The organism is Paenibacillus sp. MSJ-34 (assembly GCF_018918005.1).
Taxonomy (GTDB): domain Bacteria; phylum Bacillota; class Bacilli; order Paenibacillales; family Paenibacillaceae; genus MSJ-34.
Genome location: NZ_JAHLPR010000076.1, coordinates 1 through 18,486, shown reverse-complemented (window position 1 = coordinate 18,486; position 18,486 = coordinate 1). Strand labels below are relative to the sequence as shown.

The following is an 18,486-nucleotide window of genomic DNA, read 5'->3' as shown; positions in this document are numbered from 1 at the left end:
ATTGATACACCAAAAAGCTTTCGACCTATGATCTGCCCATATTAATTACCCCAAAAACGGATACAGTTTGCAACTCTATTTTCATTTATGGCGATGGTCGTCAGGCCATGGGGGATTTGTTTGAAAAATACGGCTTGCAAGTTCCGAAAACGTACGACGAACTTATGAATGCGGCCAAGACGATTCACGAACAAACGAACGGGGAAATCGCCGGCATTACGCTGCGGGGCGAACAAGGAATTCAGAACGTATACGTATGGTCGACATTCCTATGGGGCTTCGGCGGCCAATGGCTGAACGAACAGGGCAAGTCGGATATCGCGTCGCCGGAAGCGGTCAAGGCGCTCGAATTTTACCGTGAACTGCTCACGAAATACGGGCCTACAGGCGTAGCGAACTTCGGTTGGCAGGAGAACAGGCTGCTGTTCCAGCAAGGAAAAGCGGCGATGACGATCGACGCGACGGTCAACGGCGCATTTAACGAAGACCCGAAGGAGTCCTCGATCGTCGGCAATGTCGGGTACGCTCCGGTGCCGACGCAGACGGACCAGCCGAAAGGCGGCGCTTCCACCTTAACGGTGCACGGCATCTTCCTGTCGAAGGACAGCAAGTATAAGGAAGCGGCTTGGCTGTTCATGAGCTGGGCGACTTCGAAAGAGCAGCAGGTCAAGTCGATGTCGATCGATCCGAACGCCGGCGTCACTTCGCTTAGCGCGATGAAAGAGCAAGTGTTTATCGATAAATTCGGCGCCTTCAAGGATGCGATGCTGGAAGCGATCGAGAATGGAAATACGGACTATTTGCCGCAAATCGCCCAAGCGAATGAAATGATCAACAATACGGGCGTGGCGATCTCCAAGGCGTTGACCGGACATACGCCTCCGGCGGAAGCGCTTAAGGAAGCGAACGATCTGAACAATCGGCTGCTGGAAGCGAACTAACGACGAATCAATGAGGGTCGAGCGCCGCAACCAGGCCTTGACCCTCATGTAAGGAAGTGAGATGAATGCATAGAAGCCAGCGTTATTGGTTGATGCCGAGCATACTGATTCTGATTCTATTCTCGGTCATGGTACTCGGATATTCCGTTTATTTAAGCCTTCATAATATCAGCATGATTAAACAAACCTTTTCGTTCGTAGGCCTGTCGAATTTATTCGATTTATTCCAAGACAAACGGGCTTGGGCTTCCGTCGGCAAAACGCTGCAATTTTCTTTCATCGCGACATTCGCGGAACTGGCGCTTGGTTTGGCGATCGCCCTCTATTTCAACCGCCAATTCCCGGGACGAAAGCTGGTCAGGGCGCTCATGCTCATTCCGATGATTATGACTCCGGTCGTCTCTGGCTTGATATGGCGGATCTTCTACGATCCGAACGCAGGGATCGTCAACTATTATTTGGGCGTCCTCGGCTTGGGGAATAAGCATGATTGGCTGGGCAGCGTCGATTTGGCGATGTTCTCCGTCATCATTGCCGACGTATGGCAGTGGACCCCGTTCGTGTTCCTGATTATGGCTTCCGCTCTAGATGCGATGCCGGGCGAGCCGCTGGAAGCGGCGAAGGTCGACGGGGCCAATGCTTGGCAGACGTTTCGGAGCGTCGTCCTGCCGCTGTTAAAGCCGGCATTAATGGTTGCGTTGCTGCTGCGCCTAATGGACAGCATCAAGACGTTCGATATCATCTATGTCATGACGCGGGGCGGTCCTTCGCTCGCGACGGAAACCGCCAATATGTACGCGTATATTCAAGGGTTTAACAATTTCAACTTGAGCTATGCGACCGTCATTAATTTATCGATTACCGTTTTGCTTACGTTCGTGTTCACCTTTTTATATAAATCGATGACAGCGAAGACAAGAGGATAGGAAGGGGGGATTCGAATGCGCGCTGCAAAAGGGTCGTTGTTTTACATCGGCACGATCGTGATTCTGCTGTTTTTCATGATGCCGTTCGTATGGCTGGTCTTGACGTCATTGAAAAATTATAAGGATGCCTTTGCCTTGCCTCCCGTTTTCATTTTTACGCCGACGTTTGACAATTTCGACAACGTCTTCAATCGATCGGATTTTTTCAAGGCGTTCGGAAGCAGCTTCTTTATATCGACCGTGTCCACCGTGCTATGCCTTATATTGGGAACGGTTACCGCTTATGCGCTGGCTTTCTTTCATTTTCGGCGCAAATCGAAATGGATTACGTTCATACTGAGCGCGAGAATCGCGCCGCCGATCTTAATGCTGCTGCCTGTCTATTTTATCGCGGTTATGGTCGGTTTAACGGATTCGTACTTGCTGCTTATTTTCGTCTATATGCTTATGAATTTGCCGTTTGTCGTATTAATGCTGCTTACCTTTTTCGAGGATATTCCGAATGAACTGCGCGAGGCGGCCTTTGTCGACGGCTGTACGGAGTTTCGCGCGTTTTATCGGGTCATCGTCCCGGTTGCCCGGGGCGGAATCGCCGCCACGTTTATATTGTCCATGCTGCTGGTGTGGAATGAATTTTTGGTCGCGCTTGTGTTGACCGGCCGGGAAACGCAAACATTGCCCGTCTTGATCACTTCGTTCATGACGTTCCAAGGCACCGAATGGGGGCCGTTAACGGCGGCGGGAACGCTGGTCATGCTGCCGATGCTCGTATTCGGCATTGCGGTGCAGAAGCATTTGGTCAAAGGAATGACGATGGGCGCGGTTAAATAATGCGGGATGAATGGCTATTAATGCGATAGGAGTGGATGGATAATGAGAACATCGGTAATGAAGTTAGGAGAACCGGGGTTGATCGTTTCTTGCCAGGCGTTGGAGAACGAACCGCTGTTCGGCGCGGAGGTCATGCCTAGAATGGCGCTGGCGGCCCGCCAATCGGGCGCGATCGGCATACGCACCAACGGCGTTGACGATATTCGCGGCATTAAGCGATACGTCGATTTGCCCGTCATCGGGTTGATCAAACGGGACATTCCGGGATCGGAAATTTATATTACGCCGACGATGGAAGAAGTGAAGGCGATCGTGGAAGCGGGAGCCGATATCATGGCCCTGGATGTGACGGATCGGGAAAACCGGCTGGAACGCGTAAGCGAAATGATCGCGTATGCCCGGCAAGCGGGCGTAGCCGTCATGGCGGATATTTCGACCTACGAGGAAGGGGTGGCCGCCGAACGTCTCGGAGCGGATTATATCAGTACGACGCTGTCCGGTTATACGCCATACAGCCGTCAACAGGAAGGGCCGGACTTGGACTTGGTCGCTCGGCTCAGCCGGGCGGTTCGTGTTCCGGTCGTTGCAGAGGGGCGCATTTGGAACCCGGACGATGCCGTGAAGGCAATGGACGCCGGCGCGGCGTACGTCGTCGTAGGCAGCGCCATCACCCGCCCTCAATTGATTACGAAACGTTTCGCGGATGCATTGCGGAAACGCGGGAGCTAAGGAGCGGTTCCGATGAATAAGCATGCTTTGCGCCGTGCGGACGAGGAAACGTTCTACGCGGTTGGCGTCGACTTGGGCGGGACGAAGATTAGCGCGGCGGTCATCGATCGCGGCGGACAAATATTGCAGCAGCATGTCATGCCGACGTTGGCCGGGCAAGCGGACGTTATGCCGCGGGTTGCGGAAGCGGTTGAAACGGTTTGGAGCCGGTTTGCGGCGGAATCGGGCGGCGCACGGATCCGGGGAATCGGTATCGGAACCGCAGGCCAAGTGGAGTGGGAAACGGGGACGATCCGCTACGCCAGCGATCTCATTCCCGGCTATACGGGAACGCGGGTCAAGTCGCTGCTAGAGGAGAGATTCGGCGTTCCCGTGTACGTCGATAATGACGTGAACGCGCTCGCGCTGACCGAGAAGTACTTGGGAGCCGGCCGCAACGCGAAGACGTTCGTCTGCCTGGCACTCGGCACCGGCGTAGGCGGCGCGGTGATGACGGGCGGACGGATCATGCATGGCGCCTGGGGAAGCGCGGGAGAAATCGGGCATTTATCGGTCGACTATAAAGGCCGTCCATGCATCTGCGGGAATGTCGGTTGCCTGGAACAGTATGCGTCCGGCACAAGCATCGCCAACTTGATGAACGAGCGGTTGCAAGCCGCCGGTCTTGCAGGGACGCGCGCGCCGCTCAGCGCCAAAGAAACGGCGGACTTATGGCTTGCGGGCGATCCGCTCGCGGGCGACGCGATGAATGAAGCCATTGCCGCGCTCGGATCCGCCGTGGCGAGCCTTATTCATCTGTTCAACCCGGAGGCCGTCGTCATCGGCGGCGGAGTCGCAGCCTGCGGCGAACCGCTCTTCCGCAGATTGCGCGAGGAAGTCCGCAGGCGCGCGATGCCTTCGATGTTCGCAGGCGTCACGATCGAGCCGGCATGCGGAGGCGGCATGAGCGGCGCCATCGGAGCGGCGTTGCAAGTGTGGGAGTACGCGCATGAGTAAACGACAGCGCTTAGCTTCATCGTAGTAACTGCGTGCATCCATTTATTTGATGGTTCAAACCGCGTTAAATTCCACCTAATCGGGGGCGCAGCTTCGTTTTTATGCCCGTGCCCCGCTCATCGACGGATTCGATGCATGCGCCGCACATTGTGTACGATTTTTCGTATACATTTACAGGATCGGGGCTCAAATCGCGTTATGTGTATGAAATATCGAATAAAATCGACGGATTCGATGCATGCGTCCAATGGAGCTGCATCGAGAATTGCTATCCGGACCGTACGACCGTTATTTTGCGTCAAAACCGCTTATTCGCTGTTTCGGCGGACATTGATTCCGTTATCCGTTCGTCGCAGGGCTTATTTTTACGCTTTTGCCGCGAATAAAAGATCGTCTGTCCGCTAACGGTCCGAAATCGGGTCGTTTGTCACAATTAGCGTCTCCTGTGTCCGAACTTGGGGAGCAGGGCGGTAGAAGTTAATGCAACGACAGTGCCGTGCGCCGCACATTGTGTATGATTTTTCGTATACAATTACAGGATGAGGGCTCAAATCACGTTATGTGTATGAAATATCGAATAAAATCGACGGATTCGATGCATGCGCCGCACATTGTGTACGATTTTTCGTATACAATTACAGAATCAGGGCTCAAATCGCGTTATGTGTATGAAATATCGAATAAAATCGCAGAAGTAACGGGCTATTTGCAGCTGCATGGGCAAAACAGACAGAAATCGACTCATATAGATCGATTATTGAAGTTACATGGCGCGGACACAGGGTGTTGAGCGTGGATACAACGTGGGCATGACGCGGACACGGCGAACACAACGTGGATACGGCGCGGGTCAACGCGAACAGAACACGCGCGAACACGCGCTGATCGGCGCGACACGGCGCATACACGCTGTCATGTTGGAACGCTGCAGACGTAAGGAACCGTCAGGACGATCCCTCCTGACGGTTTTTCTTGTCGCGGCATTCCGACGGATAGCAGCCGAATTGTTCCGTGAACAATTTGGTGAAATGGCGCGTGCTGTAATATCCGACGGCTTCGGCCACTTGCCTCACTTTGAGATCGGGCTCTTTCAGCAACAGTTCCTTCGCCTTCAGCATTCTCGTTTCGGTCAAATATTTAATAAACGTGCTGCCGTGCTTCTTATGAAACAGGGTGCTCAAATAATTGGGCGTGACATGGAGCAGTTCCGCAATTTGCTTGATTCCGATATCATGCATATAGTTTTGATCCACGTACGCAATCACGCATTGAACGATATCCTTCTGCTCGTTGTCGGACTGCGACGCGGCGGATGAGAGCATGGAATCGCCGTGATGCTGCAACGTCTTGAACCAATCGGCAAGTTCCCCGGACGGATAAGCGACTCCGAGAGAATAGGCGAGGAACTCTTGGATGCGGCAAAGCGCTTTGCGGTCCAGCGTACCGATTTCGTTCATTTCCTTCTCCAGCAAATCGACTTCCCGGGCATACGCCGGGTAGTTCCGATGCCTGTACGATCGGCATACATTTTCGAGACGGGCGCCGATTCGCAGCCACTCTTCATGGCTTGCCAGCGCGGTCAGCCCGCTTAAACGATATGTCGCATTGAGGGAAAGCATGGAACGCAAGGAAGCGACCGTTTGCAACCGGCCGATTTGTTCCGCCATCGATTCCAGTCCCGCACATTCCTCCAGTTCGATCGCGGTGACGGCAAATTGCGTCCCGGGAACTTGCTCCAACCATTGGCGGACGGCCTGTTCCAACTGCCGTTCCCGTTCTTCCGCCCTCCGGCGGCCGGAAGGATGCCAAGCCCATATTATCGCGGGATGGCCTTCGTTTAAAGCAATGGCAAAGGAATGAAATTCGCCCGATAAGAAGCGGTCCCGGATCATCGATTGCAACTCGTTGATCAGCCGGTGCTGAAAATCGGCGAGTTCCCGCTCCGGAAGGCAGCTGTCGATATAGAATGCCAGCCCTTTGCAATGCACGGAGGCCAGGAGATGATTCGCTTCGTGCAAAGGCGTTCGGCCTTGCATCCACGAAACAAGCGCATGCTCGAACCGGCCGTTTCGTTCGATCATATGTTGGCGCAGCGCTTCGTTCGCCTGTACGACGCTGTCCTTCAATTCTTGCAAACTGACAGGTTTTAATAAATAATTGCAAGCGCCGAGGCGCAGCGCTTCTTTCGCGTATTGAAACTCGGAATATCCGCTTAAAATGATCCATTTGGTGAGAGGCGAAACCGTTTTGCCATGGGCGATCACATCCAATCCGCTAAGTTTAGGCATGCGAATATCGACAAATGCGACGTCGGGACGCTGCTCCTCGATGAGGCGAACCGCCTCTTCGCCGTTCCTGGCTTCCCCGACGACTTGAAGCGGCATATTCAACTCGTTCAGCATACTTCTTAACCCGGCCCTGACCAAACTTTCGTCATCCGCTAATACGATGTTCATTGTTGTTCGTCCTCCTCTGGTATCGCAATCGTTACGCGCGTGCCGGACCCCGGAATGCTGTGTACGGTTAAAGACGCATTGGGATAAGCGAGCTGCAGCCGCGCCTGCACGTTGGAGATGCCGATGTGACGCGAAGGTTCGGCATCCTGCGTATGCGTATCGAATCCGACGCCGTCGTCGCAAATTTCGATGCAAATATGCGGCCGGCCGTTCGTTTCGGTTATAAACGCCGATACTTTAACCTCATTTTCTTTATCGTCAGGTTCAACCCCGTGAATAATCGCATTTTCCAATATCGGCTGAAACAGCAACTTCGGAATTTTGAAATCGGCCGCCGCTTCTTCGTATTCAATAACGATTTTCAACTTGTCTTCAAAGCGGATTTGCTGCAGCAAAGCGTATTTCGTCAAGAATGCAAACTCGTTCTCGATGCTGGTCCATTGGTTCTCGTCCAGCATGTACCGCAGCATGCCGCTCAGCGAAATGATGGCGGTCTCCAATTTTTTCGTCTCGCCGATACGGTTCAGGCCGATCAATCCGGCAAGCGTATTGTACAGGAAATGCGGCTGGATTTGCGATTGCAGCGCCCGGTATTCCGCGTTCCGCTGCGCCAGCGCCGCCTTGTACTCGCGGTTGATCAAATCGTCGAGCTGCGAGATCATTTTGTTCAACGACTGGCCCAAATACGACAATTCGTCCGACCCGGCGATCCCGTACCTCGCTTGCAAATTTCCTTTCTTGACTTTGTTCATCACCTCGATCATATGTTTGACCGGCTTGACGATCCATTGCGAGAAATAGAGAAATACGAAAAACGTAACGACAAGTCCGCCGACGGATAACAGCACGGCGGTCGTATAGATCCAGCGCACTTTATTTTTCAGTTCCTCGTTGGACAAAAAGACCGTCATGACCCAATTGGCCGGCTTGATCGTTTGCGACACCGTCACATAGCCGGTATCCTTCGCTTTCGCGTCGCCGCCGGACCGAAGCTGCTTGATCATATCCTCGGACAACGGCTTGTTGGCGAAGATCACGTTGCGATCTTCGTCCATGATCACAACAACCGAACTGACGTTAAACCGGATGTCCTTCGTAATTTTCTCCAGGACGTTCGTATCCGCATCGGCCAGAATGACGGCCAGCGGTTGGCCGGAATCCGGGTTTTTGATGAGCCGGGAAACGGAAAATACTTGCAGCTCTTTTTGATTCGTCAAGTAATCTTGCGGATGGGAGCTGATGAAAGCGACTTTCCCGTCTTTTTGGATCGCTTTTTTATACCATAATTCGTCTTGAAACGGAAAATCCGCCACAAGCTCGATATTGTTGTTTTTGGCCGTCAAATAAGCTTTGCCGTTCGTCGTAATCGTAATCGTGCTCAATATGTCTTTGCGGGTATTGATCAAATAATTGGGCAGCGTGCTCTTTAATGCCCGATCCGTTTGTAATTTTGTGTATGCGCTTGCATTTTCATATAAATTATCGGCCGTAATTTTAAGCGCCTGGATGACATTGTCGTTCAAGTACGGTGAAGCGGTCAGCCGCTCCAAATCGTCCAGATAGGTTTCGATATTGCCGGCCACTGCGCGCAGCGTGCCTTCCGTTAATTGCTCCGTATCGGACGTGAGCACATGTTGAGCGTAGAAGGGAAGGGCGAACGCCAGGATGACGAACGGGGTGACAATGGTCAGCGCATAAACGATAGTCAGCTTCGAACGCAACGATTTGAACATGTTCATGACCGCACCGGCCTCCTCGCCCCAACTCTTTGTATATAAGAATAGGTACAACCGGCAGACGAAGTCAATACGAAATTAAATAGTGTAGAAAAGAGCTGAGCGATTGTAGTTTTATGACATATGAAAGCGCAACCAGCCATGGTAACCTAATACCTGTGGGGCGAACCGGTCTCACAAAAATCGAACTGGCTTGGGGGATAGATATGAGAAAAACAAACTGGTTTAAAATGATCAGCGTTGTGATGGCGGCGGCGTTTCTACTGGCGGCTTGCGGCAACGCGGGTACGGGAGGCAATCCGGACGGGGAAGGCTCGGCCGGCGAAACGCCGAATGCGGCGGGCGGAAACGGCGGCAATTCGAAAGTGACGCTTACGGTCATGACCAATGTCGTCGGCGAACCGGCCAAAGTATTGCAGGACATTGCGAACAAATTTATGGACGAGAATCCGGATATTAAAGTAGATTTCAGCGCTCCGGGCGCCGAGTATGAGAACATTATGAAGATGAAAATGGCATCCAACGAGTTGCCGGATGTGTTCTCGACGCACGGTTGGGCGAAAGTCCGCTATGGGCAATATTTGGCCGATTTGAAAGACGAAGAGTGGGCGTCCAAGCTGGATGCGTCGATCAAGCCTTCCGTCACCGACGAAGAGGGCAAAGTATATGTGCTGCCGATGGATCAGGATAAGGGCGGCCCTGTGTATAACGCCAGCGTGCTGGAGGAGTACGGCGTCGAAGTTCCGGCGACATGGGACGAACTGCTGCAAGCGGCCGAAACGATTAAAACGAAAAGCGGCGGGAAGGTGGCTCCGATCCATATCGGCGGCGCGGATTCCTGGCCGATCGGACAGTTTTTCGATTTCTACGCGACATCGGTGTTCGTCAGCCCGGAACAAAACGATGCCGAGCAGCTGCTTGACGGAACGTTCGACTGGAACAAGTTTGACGTATTGCCGCAAATGTTCCTCGATTTGCAAGAGAAAGGCTATCTGAACAAGGATGTCCTAACGGCGAAATATAGCGATTCCGCCAAAGCCTTCGCCGAAGGGAAAGCGGCGTTCGGCGTATATGGCCCGTTCCTGATCGAAGAGGCGAAAGCGATCAACCCTGAACTGAAAGCGGGATTAATGCCGATTCAATCGGTCGTGGCAGGCGATACGCCTACGCTGGTAGGCGGAGAGAAAACGACATGGGGCGTATGGAAAGATTCGCCGAATAGCGAAGCGGCGCGCAAATTCGTCGCTTACTTTGCCAAACCGGAGAATGTCGCTCTAGTCGCCGCTTCGAACGCGCTGCCGCCGGGATTGGAAGGCGTCGCCATCGATGCGGGCAGTTTGACGGCGGATTACGAGAAATATAAAGATTTGCGCGTCTTCCCGTATTTCGACCGAGTGTATTTGCCGAACGGCATGTGGGACGTGATGTGCAAAAACGGCCAAGACATGCTGGCTGGCGCCATCACGCCGCGAGAATATTCGGAAAATATGAAGAAGGAATACGAGAGATTAAGAGCGGCTAGCCAATAAAGAGAATGAGATACGGCCCGTTGTTTGTTATTGAAACCGCGGGCCGTTGATATAAGAGATAGGAACTCGAGATAGGAGGAGAGGAGAAACCATGCCTAGAAGCTCATCATGGCCGGCCGATGCGAAGAAGCGATCCGGTTCCGTTGCCAAATGGTTCCGTTCCGCCGGAGTGCTCAATTTTATGTATTTGCCGGCGTTATTGTTATTCGCCGTGTTCATCTTCTATCCGCTGATTCAAGGGGTGAAAATTTCCTTCACCAATTGGGACGGGTACTCCCAGCATTATGTATGGGTCGGGTTGGAAAAATACAAGCTTATGTTCTCGGATAAAAAAATCGTACAAACGATCCAAAACACGTTTATTTACGGCTTGGGCAGCACCATCTTTCAAAATTTGCTCGGCTTGGCCTATGCCTTGTTTCTGGACCAGAAAATTCGGGGAAAAGGCCTGGTGCGCACGGTCGTTTATCTGCCGGTCATTATAAGCCCGCTCATTATGGGTTATATCAGTTATTTTTTCTTTCAATACGACGGCGGCGCGTTAAACGACGCCATGATGCTGTTCGGCAAAGAAACGGTCGATTGGCTCTCGAACGGTCCGCGCGCCGTATGGATTATCACTTTTGTCAACACGTACCAGTACATGGGGATTGCGATGATTATTTTTTTGGCCGGATTGCAGTCCATTTCGAAAGAATACTACGAAGCGGCGAGCATCGACGGGGCCGGATGGTGGTTCCGCTTTAAAAGCATCACGCTTCCGCTGCTCATGCCGGCCATTACGATCAATGTCGTGCTCAATGTCATCGGCGGATTGAAGCTGTTCGATGTGATCGTCGCCATGACGAACGGCGGACCGGGATATGCGTCGCAATCGTTGTCCACGATGATGTACAATCTGTATTTCGCCCGCCAGGACGCCGGGTACGCCGCGGCGCTGGGGAATCTCATGTTCGCGATCATATGCGTCATCAGCATTACCGCGCTCGTGCTGCTGCGCCGGAAGGAAGTGAAAATGTGAAGAAATCGCTCAAGTACATCATTGCCTTGCTTATTACGGTCATTCACATTGTTCCTTTTTATATTTTATTCAACATGTCCTTCAAATCGATCGAAGATTCGAGCAGCAAATGGCTGCTTCCCCAATCCATTTACATTGGAAATTTCACGAATGCGTGGAAGGATGCGCAGTTGGGGCAAGCCGTGTTGAATAACGCCATCATTACATTCTCTGCCGTCATTCTTGTCGTTCTAATCGGAGCGTGCGCCTCCTATCCGCTCGCGCGGCATCAAACGAAGTGGAATCAATTGGTGTACACGATCAGCATCTCGTGCTTAATCGTGCCGGCGCTGACGATTCTGGTTCCCCTCTATAAATTTATCGTTGATATCGGCGGAATCAACACCTATTGGGCCATCATCTTGACCCAGGTCGCTTTCTCGCTGCCGATGACGATTTTTTTATTTACCGGGTTCATGAATTCCGTGCCCAAGGAGCTGGACGAAGCGGGGCTTATCGACGGATGCAGCCGTTACGGCATCTTTTTGCGCATCATATTGCCCTTGTTGAAGCCGATTACGGCAACGGTCATTATTTTGATCGGGGTACAAGTATGGAACGACTATCAATTTTCCGTATTTTTCTTGCAGAAGAAAACGATGATGACGATTCCCGTCGCTCTGTCGGGATTCATTTCGCAATTTCACAGCAATATCAATTGGGTCGCCGCCGGATGTTTCATCGGCATGATGCCTTTGACCGCAATCTATCTTTTACTGCAAAAATATTTTGTAAAAGGGATGGTAGACGGGGCGATTAAAGGGTAATGCGAGTCAATGAACATAATAATGAGGTGAATACGTTGCCAAAAAATTACAAATGGTTAGCCGCCTTGATGGTAATCGTACTTCTGTTGACGGATTTCGCAATGTCTGCCGGGAGGGTTCACGCCGAGCAAACGGCGGCAAGCGTTGCCGCCGGAATTACGTCGATCCCCGCGCCGGAGAAAAACGCGACGAGATTGACGCTGCCGGCCGTTCCCGACGGCTTCGAGATTCGGGTGAAGAGCTCGAGCAACGAAGCGGTTATTCCGTCGATGGATGCGCAAATATTCCCGCTGGAGACGGACACGGAAGTGATCCTTGTGCTGGAAGTAACGAAGGTAGCGGATCAATCCAAGGCGGATACCGTTCCGATCAAGGTTATTGTGCCCGGCGTTTCCTCGGGAACGGTCGTAGACAAGACGGCCTTGATTGGGGCAATCTCGGTTGCGCAATCGGTATACGATGCGGCCGTCGAGGGGACGGAACCGGGCCAATACCCTTTCGGCTCGAAGGAAGTTTTGTTCGTTTCCATCCAAACCGCACAAGCTGTTGCGGATAACGACAACGCGGACCAGCCTGAGGTCGATGCGGCTGTTGCGGCATTGAATCAAGCGGTCCACGAGTTTACGGAATCGATGATTAAAGGAGACGGAGACTTCCTGGATTCCGTTGTATTGACGGCGGACCGGACGACGCTAAATTTGGACGGCTTGGCCGGATTGAGCCTGAGCGGAACGATGAAAGACGGAAGCCCGGCGGATCTTAGCCAAGCGACGGTCAACTATACTGTCAGCAATACGAACGTGATCGCCTCCGTGACGCCGACCGGTGCCACAAGCGCGGAACTGAGAGCGGGGACGAAGCTTAATTCCGCCGGCAAGGCCACGGTAACGGCCAATGTTACGCTGAACGGGGTGACGAAGACGGATACGGCGACGTTCGAGGTGAATTTTGCAGCAGACCGGCCTTCCTACCACGACTACCATCAGACGTTGACGATGAAAATGTTTATGGCCGCAAACGACGGCAAAGTCAGTCTGACCTTCGAACAAGCGCTGGAATCGATTCGAAAAATCGACCAGCTGACGCGCGGCATTCCGAAAATTATTTATTTGGTCGGCTGGCAGTTCGACGGGCATGATACGGGGTATCCGGCGCTGAACGTTGTTAACCCGAAGCTGAAACGGGCGCAAGACGCCAAAGCGGAGGACAGCCTGAAATGGCTGATGGACGAAGCGTTCAAATACAATACGACGGTCAGCCTGCACATCAATATGTTGGATGCCAGCGATCAAAGTCCTTTGTGGCAAACGTATCTGGATGCGGATGTGATCGCTAGAGAGAAGGACGGTTCGCTCAGGAAATACGTTTGGGGATATCCGATCAGCTATACGAAAGAATGGGAAGCGGGCCTGACGCAGCAAAGAATCGACGCTCTGCTGGAGCTGCTGCCGATCGGACGGGCGGGTACGATTCATATCGACGCCTTCCATCAAAATATTCCGAAGCTGGAAGCGGGTTATATCAGCCCGTATCACGGCATCACTTCCCAGGAGGAAGCGGAAACGCAGAAAAAAATCATTCGCTATTTTTACGATAAAGGTGTCGATGTTACTGCGGAATTCGATAAAAGCTACAGGGTCGACCCGTTCATCGGCTTGCAGCGAATGGCTTGGCATATTCGTTGGAGCGCATCGGAGCAGTTTCGTATCCCGGCATCGTTATATGTCGGAGGAGACGGGGGAGACGATCGTTTAGGCACAGGCATGCTCGGCGAAGGGACGATCAAAAGCGATCCGGTCAATCTGAAAGGTTTTCTGGAGGAATTCTCGTTAAAAACGGTGCCATGGTATTACTTGAACCGGCTGGATCGGATTTCCGACAGCAACGGCGTCGTCACATTCTCCAATAACGTTACCAGCGAAAAACAAGGCGGGAAATTGATTGTGAAGCAGGCCGGCCGCGTGATGCGGGACGGCGACGACATCTTCTTCCCGGCGCTGTGGAATGAGACGGCAAACAAGGAAATCATCGCGTACAGCAAAAGCGGATACGAGAACCGGCAGTGGACGCTTCCGGGCGATTGGTCCGACGTTCCGGCTGTGGATATTTATACGATCGGTTTGGACGGCCTGCAATTGCTGGAAAAAGGAAAGCGCCTATCCGGCGGTATGCTTGCCTTAACCTTATTGCCCGGCCAAGGCGTTTCGATTTTTCCATCCGACGGAGTGGAATCGCAGAAACCGGGTCCGTTCCGGTTGATCTCCCCGGAGAACGGCGCTGCCGGCCTGAATGCGGCGAATGTCGCTTTCGGTTGGGAAGCGGCGGATTTGGCGGATAGCTACCGGTTGACCGTAGCCGAAGATTCCGGTTTCCGCACGGTTGTATTCGATGAGACGGTTAAGGCAACCTCCTACGAACTGAAGGGTGTGCTGGCGAACGATAAGCAATATTATTGGAAAATAACGGCGCAGAATGAGGACTCCGGAGAATGGACCGACAATACAGATGGGCCTTCATCGTTCCATACGGCGATTACGAAGGCGCCGGCCGCTCCGGGCGGATTGAAAGCAATGCGGATTTCCGCCGAGATGGTGAAGCTGGCGTGGCAACCTTCCTATGCGGCAACGTCTTACTCCGTATACCGGAAGACAGCCGCGCCGGACGGCAGCGGAGAGTTTGTCCTTGCCGCCTCGGGCATCGACGGCTTAGAATATACGGACATGAACGCGCCGAAGGACGAAGGCCGCTACATTTACACGGTAACGGCGACCAATGCGATCGGGGAGAGTTTACAAGCCGAGCCGATTGAGGCGCAGGCGGTCGTTTACTTAAGCGATATGGATTGGACCGAGATCAAAAACGGCAAAGTGGCGACGAAAAAAGATACGAACGCTTCGGGACGCGAGCTGATCATGAACGGAACAACGTACGGCAAAGGAATCGGATCGCATCCCGACGCGACGATTACCTACCGTTTCGGAGGAAAGTACAGCCGCTTCTCCGCGATGATCGGCATTGACGATCAAGCTTTGGAAAACTCGAAGCTTCCGACGAACATCAAGTTTGCGGTTTATGCGGATGGCGAGAAGCTGTATGAAAGCCCTAATATCACAGCCAAGCCTTATGTTGAACCGATGCCGATCGATCTGGATATCGCCGGCGTGGATGAGTTCCAGTTAGTCTTAACCGGTCATGCCGCCGGTTCCAATCCGCAGACGACGGGATACGGCGACTGGGCCGACGCCAAGTTGGAGCTGGCTGAGACGACGGCGGCGATAGTGGCCGGAGAGATCAGATCGATCGCTTCCCCGGCGAAAGATGCGGTAACGTTGACGTTGCCGGAAGTGCCCGCAGGATTCACGGTAGCGGTTCATAGTACGGACCGGCCGGACGTCATCGCCGCCGACGGGCAAATCTTCCCGCATGATGAGGAGACGACGGTAACGTTGGTGTTGGAAGTAACGAAAACGGCCGACGGTTCGAGCGCTTTGACGAAGAGCATCCAGGTTGTCGTGCCGGCCAAAAGCGCTGCCGAAGACGGCGAAAAGCCGACATGGCCAAGCGGAAGCCGTGTTACCGCTTCGAACGTGACGAAGAACAGTCTTACCTTAACATGGACCGCCGCTGCGGATAATGTAGGCGTAACGGCGTACAAAGCGATGTTCGGCGGTCGCGAGATCATGTTGTCGGGCGAAGTCCATTCCGTCGATATGACCGGTTTGAGCGCCGGAACCCGCTATACCTTTACGATCGAAGCCGGAGATGCGGCGGGCAACTGGAGCAACGACGGCCCGAGCGTGACCGTATGGACGAAATCGAACGAAGGCGGTTCCGGAGGCAGCGGCTCCGGAGGCAGTACGGAAGGCGGTACGTCGGGAAGCGGCGGATCGGGAGGCGACGCTTCGAAGGATAAAGCCGAAGAGAATAAGCCGGACAACCGTGAAAGCGGAGGCGAAGGGACTGCGGATAACGGCGGAACGACCGGTTCGAACGAAGGCGAAGGTTCGTCCAACGTTGTTCTGACGGATGTATCCGCTCATTGGGCGGCGGCATCGATCGCCGAAGCGGTCAAGCGCGGCATCGTCACCGGCTACGGCGACGGCACGTTCCGTCCGGACGGTCAAGTGACGCGCGCCGAATTCGCGGCGATGCTGAGCCGGGCCTTGAATCTGGAAGGCGTGGGAGAGGGCTTGACGTTCGCCGATTCCGACCGGATTCCGGCATGGGCTAAGCCTTTCGTGGCACAAGCAGTCCGCGCGGGCATCATTAAAGGCTATGATGATCATAAGTTCCGTCCGGAGCGAAATATGTCCCGCGCGGAAGTAGCCGTTATGATCGTTCGCGCGCTGGAGCTTCCGACCGATCCGAACGCGGCGCTTACTTTCGCCGATGCGGACCAGATTCCGGCATGGGCTCGCCCGCAAGTTGCGGCGGCGTACGAAGCCGGACTCATGCAAGGCAGAGGAGGCAACCGGTTCGCGCCGCAAGCGAATGCGACACGGGCCGAAGCGGTCGCTCTTATTCTAGCGATGTTGAACTATAAAGCGTAACTATTGTTAAGGGCTGCCCCGGTTCGTTCGGGGCAGCCCTCTTGCTTGGTGATGCGGCATGCAGGCTGCGTTTTCGATTCTTGGTACCGCAGCAACTGTAGAAATCCGGTAATTTTTCTTAAAACAACCATTTCTGCATCGATTATAAGTCTTCGGCCTTTTGTCGAAATCCCTTTCGTTCAGAAGTCGGCAGTTGCGAATTCCTGCAATGAGTCAATTTCATTAAACCGCTGGGCCGGCCGATGGCCGCAACAGGCCTATCTTTGCGCCGCATGCTTTTGGCGGTACGCAAACCCAAGCAGCGTAAACAGGAGAAACAGCCCCCCAAGCGCCCAGAACATGCTTTGCGCGGACACGTAATGAATGCCGAGCCCGCCGAGGTTCGGTCCTATAATACTGGCGATGCTGAACAAATAAGTCGCGATGACGTTGGCGGTCGGCAGCAATTCCTTAGGCAGAATATCGGCCACATATGCCAGTCCGAGCGAATAGAAGGAGCCGAGCATTCCGCCCGCCACGGCGAACAACAAAGCGATCCCCCAGACGCTCGCGCCTGCGGCGGGGATGGCCAGGAAGGCGATTCCGCCGATAAAGCCGGCGGCCATTAATACGTTTTTGCGTTCGTAGCGGTCGCTTAGAATGCCGAGCGGCAGCTGCAGCAGCAACCCGCCGATTCCGAAGAAGGGAAGCATAAACGAAATCCAATGCGCATCAATGCCGATTTTAAGCGCATATAGCGGAAAGCTGGTGTTCATGGAAGCTTCCGTATAACCGTACAGAAACGCCGGCATGAGCGCGAACCAGGCCCAGCGAAACGCCTTGGCGTAGCGCCGCTCCGCGGTCGCGCCTGTTGCCGGTTTCTCCGCCCGGCGATTCGGCAGAAAGGTTACGACGAGCCATAAGACGATCAGGAAACAAAAGGCGATGGCCGCGAACGGCACCCATTCCCCGTACGGTTTCAAAGTCATGCCCAGCGGGCCGAGACTGAAACCAAGCCCGTACGACATGCCGTACAAAGAAATGTTGCGGCCGCGTTGATCCGCGGGACTCGACGTAATGACCCAAAGCTGCGTCGCGTAATGAAGCGCGCTGTCGCCCATGCCGACGGCAAACCGGAGCAGGAACCAAACCCAAAGATTAGGAAACAGCGGAAACAGCACAAGCGCAATCAATACGACGATTAAGCCCGAACTGAGCAATTTTTTATAGCCGAGGCGGCCCAGTAAAGGCTCCACGAACAGCATCATGGCAAATGTGCCGATATAGAGCATGCCCGCGTTAAGCCCGTTCAAATGGGACGGGATCCCCATTTCCTCCAAAATTACCGTTAATAGCGGCAGGAGCAAGCCTTGGCTTAATCCCGCCGCGACGATGGTAGCGATCAATATGGCGAATTGGAGCCGAGACGATCCTGAAGATGATGTATTCATGCTGCACCCCTTGAAAATAACTATAATTTTTCCGAAAATTTCAAAAAGAACATATAAAAAGACGCCGAATTGCCGGCGCCTTCCAACTCTTTCTTATATGCGGGTTCATTCGTCATCCTAACGGCACGAAATTGAGTACCACCATAAACACCACATAGGTTGCGATTGCCGAAAAAATGTATGTGAGTCCGGAACGTTTGCGCGATTGGAACAGGCGCAGCACGCCAATGCTTACTAATGGGCCGATGACGATAAGGAAAAATAGAATCGTAAGAAACATAGGAAGACCGATATCGCTCGTATCAACATAGGTCACGCGAAACACCTCGCTATAAATAGGTACTGGTGAAGCCATATCCTCCATTATATACAAATATTTAATATTTTACCGCATATTTTTGTACGAAAATAAACTATTTAACATTAAAGCGCTAAAGTCCCTTGGACCGAAAAGGTTTCCTAAGCAACATTAATATCCATAAAGTTACAGTTATGCTGGGACTATCTCACGTAGCTCTACTTCATAACCCATTTG

Annotated in this window: 13 protein-coding genes; 9 read left to right on the top strand and 4 right to left on the bottom strand. The window is 53.2% G+C overall.

What is annotated here, in order from left to right; translation table 11 throughout:
- Positions 1 to 107 precede the first annotated feature (107 nt).
- The 5 genes from KQI79_RS25865 to KQI79_RS25845 all read left to right on the top strand — a co-directional run bounded on the left by KQI79_RS25865 (position 108) and on the right by KQI79_RS25845 (position 4,423).
- Entirely contained in the window at positions 108 to 941 is an 834-nt protein-coding gene (locus KQI79_RS25865; protein WP_216541229.1) for an extracellular solute-binding protein, read from the top strand.
- A gap of 65 nt (positions 942 to 1,006) precedes the next feature.
- Positions 1,007 to 1,867: a carbohydrate ABC transporter permease gene (locus KQI79_RS25860; RefSeq protein WP_216541228.1), complete on the top strand. Its 861-nt coding sequence runs from the start codon at positions 1,007 to 1,009 to the stop codon at positions 1,865 to 1,867.
- Positions 1,868 to 1,882: 15 nt separating this feature from the next.
- Positions 1,883 to 2,698 carry a carbohydrate ABC transporter permease gene (locus KQI79_RS25855; RefSeq protein WP_216541227.1) on the top strand — a complete coding sequence of 272 codons (816 nt, stop codon included), beginning with the start codon at positions 1,883 to 1,885 and terminating at the stop codon, positions 2,696 to 2,698.
- Between the two features lie 42 nt (positions 2,699 to 2,740).
- On the top strand, positions 2,741 to 3,427 hold the full coding sequence (locus tag KQI79_RS25850; RefSeq protein ID WP_216541226.1) for an N-acetylmannosamine-6-phosphate 2-epimerase: 687 nt from the start codon (positions 2,741 to 2,743) through the stop codon (positions 3,425 to 3,427).
- 12 nt (positions 3,428 to 3,439) lie between these two features.
- Positions 3,440 to 4,423: an ROK family protein gene (locus tag KQI79_RS25845; protein ID WP_216541225.1), complete on the top strand. Its 984-nt coding sequence runs from the start codon at positions 3,440 to 3,442 to the stop codon at positions 4,421 to 4,423.
- A gap of 944 nt (positions 4,424 to 5,367) precedes the next feature.
- Here KQI79_RS25845 and KQI79_RS25840 read toward each other — a convergent pair.
- Both KQI79_RS25840 and KQI79_RS25835 read right to left on the bottom strand, forming a co-directional pair.
- The gene (locus tag KQI79_RS25840) at positions 5,368 to 6,879 is read right to left on the bottom strand and encodes a response regulator transcription factor (protein WP_216541224.1); all 1,512 of its coding nucleotides are present in this window, start codon (positions 6,877 to 6,879) and stop codon (positions 5,368 to 5,370) included.
- Positions 6,876 to 8,618 carry a cache domain-containing sensor histidine kinase gene (locus tag KQI79_RS25835; RefSeq protein ID WP_216541223.1) on the bottom strand — a complete coding sequence of 581 codons (1,743 nt, stop codon included), beginning with the start codon at positions 8,616 to 8,618 and terminating at the stop codon, positions 6,876 to 6,878. Before KQI79_RS25835 ends, KQI79_RS25840 begins: the two co-directional genes overlap by 4 nt.
- 203 nt (positions 8,619 to 8,821) lie before the next feature.
- On the opposite strand from KQI79_RS25835, the gene KQI79_RS25830 reads away from it, so the two are divergent.
- From KQI79_RS25830 to KQI79_RS25815, 4 genes are all read left to right on the top strand, one after another.
- A complete protein-coding gene (locus KQI79_RS25830) occupies positions 8,822 to 10,144 on the top strand; it encodes an ABC transporter substrate-binding protein (RefSeq protein WP_216541222.1) in 1,323 nt (440 codons plus the stop codon).
- Positions 10,145 to 10,235: 91 nt separating this feature from the next.
- Positions 10,236 to 11,165, top strand: coding sequence for a carbohydrate ABC transporter permease (locus tag KQI79_RS25825; protein WP_216541221.1), 930 nt, complete (start codon positions 10,236 to 10,238; stop codon positions 11,163 to 11,165).
- Positions 11,162 to 11,971, top strand: a complete 810-nt coding sequence (locus KQI79_RS25820) for a carbohydrate ABC transporter permease (RefSeq protein WP_230191505.1) — start codon at positions 11,162 to 11,164, stop codon at positions 11,969 to 11,971. Before KQI79_RS25825 ends, KQI79_RS25820 begins: the two co-directional genes overlap by 4 nt.
- A 35-nt stretch (positions 11,972 to 12,006) precedes the next feature.
- The gene (locus tag KQI79_RS25815) at positions 12,007 to 16,521 is read left to right on the top strand and encodes an S-layer homology domain-containing protein (protein WP_216541219.1); all 4,515 of its coding nucleotides are present in this window, start codon (positions 12,007 to 12,009) and stop codon (positions 16,519 to 16,521) included.
- Between the two features lie 257 nt (positions 16,522 to 16,778).
- On the opposite strand, the gene KQI79_RS25810 is transcribed toward KQI79_RS25815, so the two are convergent.
- A complete protein-coding gene (locus KQI79_RS25810; RefSeq protein WP_216541218.1) occupies positions 16,779 to 17,951 on the bottom strand; it encodes an MFS transporter in 1,173 nt (390 codons plus the stop codon).
- A gap of 112 nt (positions 17,952 to 18,063) precedes the next feature.
- Positions 18,064 to 18,267, bottom strand: a complete 204-nt coding sequence (locus tag KQI79_RS25805; protein WP_216541217.1) for a hypothetical protein — start codon at positions 18,265 to 18,267, stop codon at positions 18,064 to 18,066.
- Between the last annotated feature and the right edge of the window lie 219 nt (positions 18,268 to 18,486).

Excerpts from the sequence above, each read along its gene's own strand:
- KQI79_RS25810 (WP_216541218.1), bottom strand. The coding sequence starts at position 17,951 with ATGAATACATCATCTTCAGGATCGTCTCGGCTCCAATTCGCCATATTG.
- KQI79_RS25850 (WP_216541226.1), top strand. The coding sequence starts at position 2,741 with ATGAGAACATCGGTAATGAAGTTAGGAGAACCGGGGTTGATCGTTTCT.
- KQI79_RS25865 (WP_216541229.1), top strand. The coding sequence starts at position 108 with ATGGGGGATTTGTTTGAAAAATACGGCTTGCAAGTTCCGAAAACGTAC.
- KQI79_RS25830 (WP_216541222.1), top strand. The coding sequence starts at position 8,822 with ATGAGAAAAACAAACTGGTTTAAAATGATCAGCGTTGTGATGGCGGCG.
- KQI79_RS25845 (WP_216541225.1), top strand. The coding sequence starts at position 3,440 with ATGAATAAGCATGCTTTGCGCCGTGCGGACGAGGAAACGTTCTACGCG.
- KQI79_RS25835 (WP_216541223.1), bottom strand. The coding sequence starts at position 8,618 with ATGAACATGTTCAAATCGTTGCGTTCGAAGCTGACTATCGTTTATGCG.
- KQI79_RS25840 (WP_216541224.1), bottom strand. The coding sequence starts at position 6,879 with ATGAACATCGTATTAGCGGATGACGAAAGTTTGGTCAGGGCCGGGTTA.
- KQI79_RS25855 (WP_216541227.1), top strand. The coding sequence starts at position 1,883 with ATGCGCGCTGCAAAAGGGTCGTTGTTTTACATCGGCACGATCGTGATT.
- KQI79_RS25825 (WP_216541221.1), top strand. The coding sequence starts at position 10,236 with ATGCCTAGAAGCTCATCATGGCCGGCCGATGCGAAGAAGCGATCCGGT.
- KQI79_RS25860 (WP_216541228.1), top strand. The coding sequence starts at position 1,007 with ATGCATAGAAGCCAGCGTTATTGGTTGATGCCGAGCATACTGATTCTG.